At 30.0% G+C, this 3,249-nt stretch carries 5 protein-coding genes; all 5 read left to right on the forward strand.

The genetic code is table 11. The annotated features are described in order from the left end of the window. Window positions 1–308, forward strand: a 308-nt coding sequence (locus AC2LE6_RS07950; RefSeq protein ID WP_484478731.1) for a hypothetical protein, incomplete at its 5' end; no start/stop codon positions are given. A 180-nt stretch (window positions 309–488) separates the two neighbouring features. After that, window positions 489–950: a transcriptional regulator gene (locus AC2LE6_RS07955; protein WP_484478732.1), complete on the forward strand. Its 462-nt coding sequence runs from the start codon at window positions 489–491 to the stop codon at window positions 948–950. Continuing rightward, window positions 943–1,608 (forward strand): CPBP family intramembrane glutamic endopeptidase, encoded by a 666-nt coding sequence (locus tag AC2LE6_RS07960; RefSeq protein WP_484478733.1) that lies wholly within the window; start codon window positions 943–945, stop codon window positions 1,606–1,608. The genes AC2LE6_RS07955 and AC2LE6_RS07960 overlap by 8 nt, the downstream gene beginning before the upstream one ends. 32 nt (window positions 1,609–1,640) lie before the next feature. Further along, complete coding sequence (locus AC2LE6_RS07965) at window positions 1,641–2,234, forward strand: hypothetical protein (RefSeq protein WP_484478734.1); 594 nt, start codon at window positions 1,641–1,643, stop codon at window positions 2,232–2,234. Between the two features lie 160 nt (window positions 2,235–2,394). Further along, window positions 2,395–3,249 (forward strand): hypothetical protein (locus AC2LE6_RS07970; protein WP_484478735.1); only part of this gene is annotated, 855 nt, incomplete at its 3' end.

A 3,249-nucleotide genomic window follows, 5' to 3' on the forward strand; every position in this document is an offset into this window, starting at 1 on the left:
TTATTAGAAGTGGAGCATGGGAAGCTGGGTTTAATAACGAGAATTTATACTCATTAGTGAATCAAAGTTCATACACATCAGAAGTATACCAAATTGACGGTACCACGCATTACGATTTTGCAATGGTGTATATGTATTCACCGTTAACAAAATATATTGGATTCACTGGTGATGTCGAAAGTGAATATCTAACGGATATACTAAAAAGTATGATCACAGACTTTTTTGAAGAGACACTTAAAGATAATCCAAACAGCTCAATTGATCCCGGTGTTTGGGAAGAAGTAATTGAGGTTGTAACTGAATAAAAGTGAACAGTGTACCATATATTGACGTATCACATATTTTTTTAATACAAAGCTAAGAGGAATCTCTCTTAGCTTTTTATATGAATATTATGGAATTTAAATCTTTGTTTGACATATCAACCAATAAGGTGTAAAATTACACTATAGTGTAAAAATACACTTTTAAAAGGAGCGGATATTATGAACAAAATAGAGTTTTGTAGGAACGTACAAAATATACTAATAGATGTAAGAAAAAGTTCAGGAATGACATTAGATGAAATGGCTTTAACTATTGGAGTAAGTAAAAAGACTCTAATCCAAATTGAGAAAAAGAGAAATCTACTAAAATGGACAGAAGCAGTTACGTTTGTTTCTATATTTAATAGACATGAAGTTGTACAATCAATATTTGGAGATGAAGTAATTGAAATCTTACAATCAATTGCGATTCACAAATCACCTAGAAGACAGTTAAAGACTCTTGGTGGTGAAGCATGGTGGAAAACAATGAAATCTCAAGATGGATTCAGATTACAACAACATAAAATATCAAGACATTACAGGGTTTTAGACAATGAGAACTATAGAACATACTTCACATATTCTAAAACAGATGCTATCAAAGAGTTTGAGAACTATTTCGGTAAGAACAATGAATAAGAGTGTTATTGGTTATAGCTTATTAGCTATTATTGCAATTGTTGTATTAGAAAAAGTATTTGGATTTGATTACATTCCAAAACAGATATTAAGAATATCCTTATTCTTGATCATCCCTATGATTGGAATATATGTATTAAGGAAATCTAATATAAAAAAAGAAATTAGATACCAAAAACCAACATTAAAAGAATTAAGAGTACCCCTACTAATAGGTATAGTAATCTTTATTGGTACTCTTGGAGGATACTTCGTATTTCAATTTATGTTTGAAGCCGAAGGTGTCATTGAAGGTGCACAGAAACTAGGTATAACACCAGGTAATGTATTAATCTGGGGATTCTATTTATCATTCATTAACTCATTAGTAGAAGAATTCTTCTTTAGAGGATATATCTTTTTCTCTCTTGAGAAGAGAAGTTATACGTTGGCAGTGATTGTTTCAGGTTTATTATGGGCAATTTATCACGTTGTTATATTTGATACGATATTCGAGTTGTATACAATGGTATTCACAATAATAGGGTTGTTTATTATTGGTGTCTTACTTGCCTATATTAATAGATATGGAAAAAGCTTTATCAATTCTTGGATCGTTCATATCTTTGCAGATATCGCAGTAGTAATTATTGTTTTATATATGTACACACTTGTTTAGAAACAAATGTTTGAAGCGGAAGGGTGAAGTAAATGCAACTAAAAAGAGTAGTAAGTGAATATTTAATAGAGAATAAAAAAGTAACGCAATTCTATATAATAGGTATAAGTATATTCTATCTACTTAATTTCTTGTTTTTTAGAAAGTCAGTAGATGCACCAGTTGATGTAATTTTTTCAGTGATTTTCATTATGTTCATACCTGGATTGATATCGTTTATTACAATACTAAGAAGTGAACTAGTCTTGTCATCAAATAAAGATTATCTTAAGGTTATAATGATACATTGTCTAATACCAATTTTAATAAGTGTAGTATTCGCATTAACGTACGAACTATTTCGGATTTATCATATGCCAATGATTCAGTGGATTTTATTACATGCATTAGCATTTCCTGTAATGTTCATTGGAATCACACTAGGGTTCGAGATCAAGAGTGGATTTGAGAATTTATTGAGAAAAATCATAATCGTATTTGTAATTTTATTAACTTACTATATTTTGACTATGAGTTTTAGTACTTATGAACTTCGACATTACAGTTTTGTAGTTAATATTTCGTTCATATACATACTTCCTATTTATTTACTATTATTTCCATATAGGAAGAAGATGTTATACTAACATAATGTAAAAAGTTACAAAGAAGGTACTTTCCAAAAAGAAAGTACCTTTTTAAATCTTTTAAATCAGAAAAACTATAAACAATAAATAACAACTTTACTAAATCGTTTTCGCAATTTATAATTATAATGCACGTATTACGTAGAGGAGATATATATATATGAAGAAAATATTAAGCGTATTACTAATTCTAGTTAGTGTAATCACTATGGCTGGATGTAATACTGAAGAAGAACCACCTGTTGTAACTGAAGATACAACAGTGATAACTGTAACATCAGATGCAGTAAACCAAATTGAGTTAGGTGCTGACGCGCCAGATTTTACAACTTGGTTTGAAATTGAAAATAGCATTTTAGGTGACATAGTTGTAGATAACAACCTAATATCATCAACATTACCTATTACAGATGGAAAAGTATCTGAAGTAGGTACATTCCAAGTAATCATTACATATATTGATGTTAATAATGTAAGTTACTCAGAAATACTAACTATCAATGTAGAAGATAATACAATGGTGGAATGGGATTTCATTACTTATATGAATAATAATCCTTCGTTTGTTAAGTATGGTGACAGTGATGTTGTTGTAACGAACAAAATGGAAGATGGTTATCCTATATTAGAAGTAGATGTGACTAAATCAAATAATACTGATTGGGAATACTTAATTGGGACTGATGGTTTATCATTTATGTCAGGAAACACATATACATATACAATTATAGCTAAAACTGAAGTAGTTGGTGGAAGAGAGATTGGGGTTTCATTTGAAAACGAAAATCATAGTAGACTTAATCATAGTGTTCACACTCTGACTTCAGAATACCAAACATTTACTGGTTCAGTTGTAGTGGCATCTGATACTGATGGAGGAAAATTAAATGTCTTCCTAGGTGATTTAACACAAGATGAAACTGGAATTGTTATTTTTAAAGAAATTAGAATCGTTGAATCAACGACTGTAATTGATGGATTAGATAATCCAGGAGAAGCAGTATGGACTGCGCCT

The sequence above is a fragment of the Candidatus Izemoplasma sp. genome (assembly GCF_982632705.1).

Coding starts and splice junctions, on each gene's coding strand:
- AC2LE6_RS07955 (WP_484478732.1), top strand. CDS start 489: ATGAACAAAATAGAGTTTTGTAGGAACGTACAAAATATACTAATAGAT.
- AC2LE6_RS07960 (WP_484478733.1), top strand. CDS start 943: ATGAATAAGAGTGTTATTGGTTATAGCTTATTAGCTATTATTGCAATT.
- AC2LE6_RS07965 (WP_484478734.1), top strand. CDS start 1,641: ATGCAACTAAAAAGAGTAGTAAGTGAATATTTAATAGAGAATAAAAAA.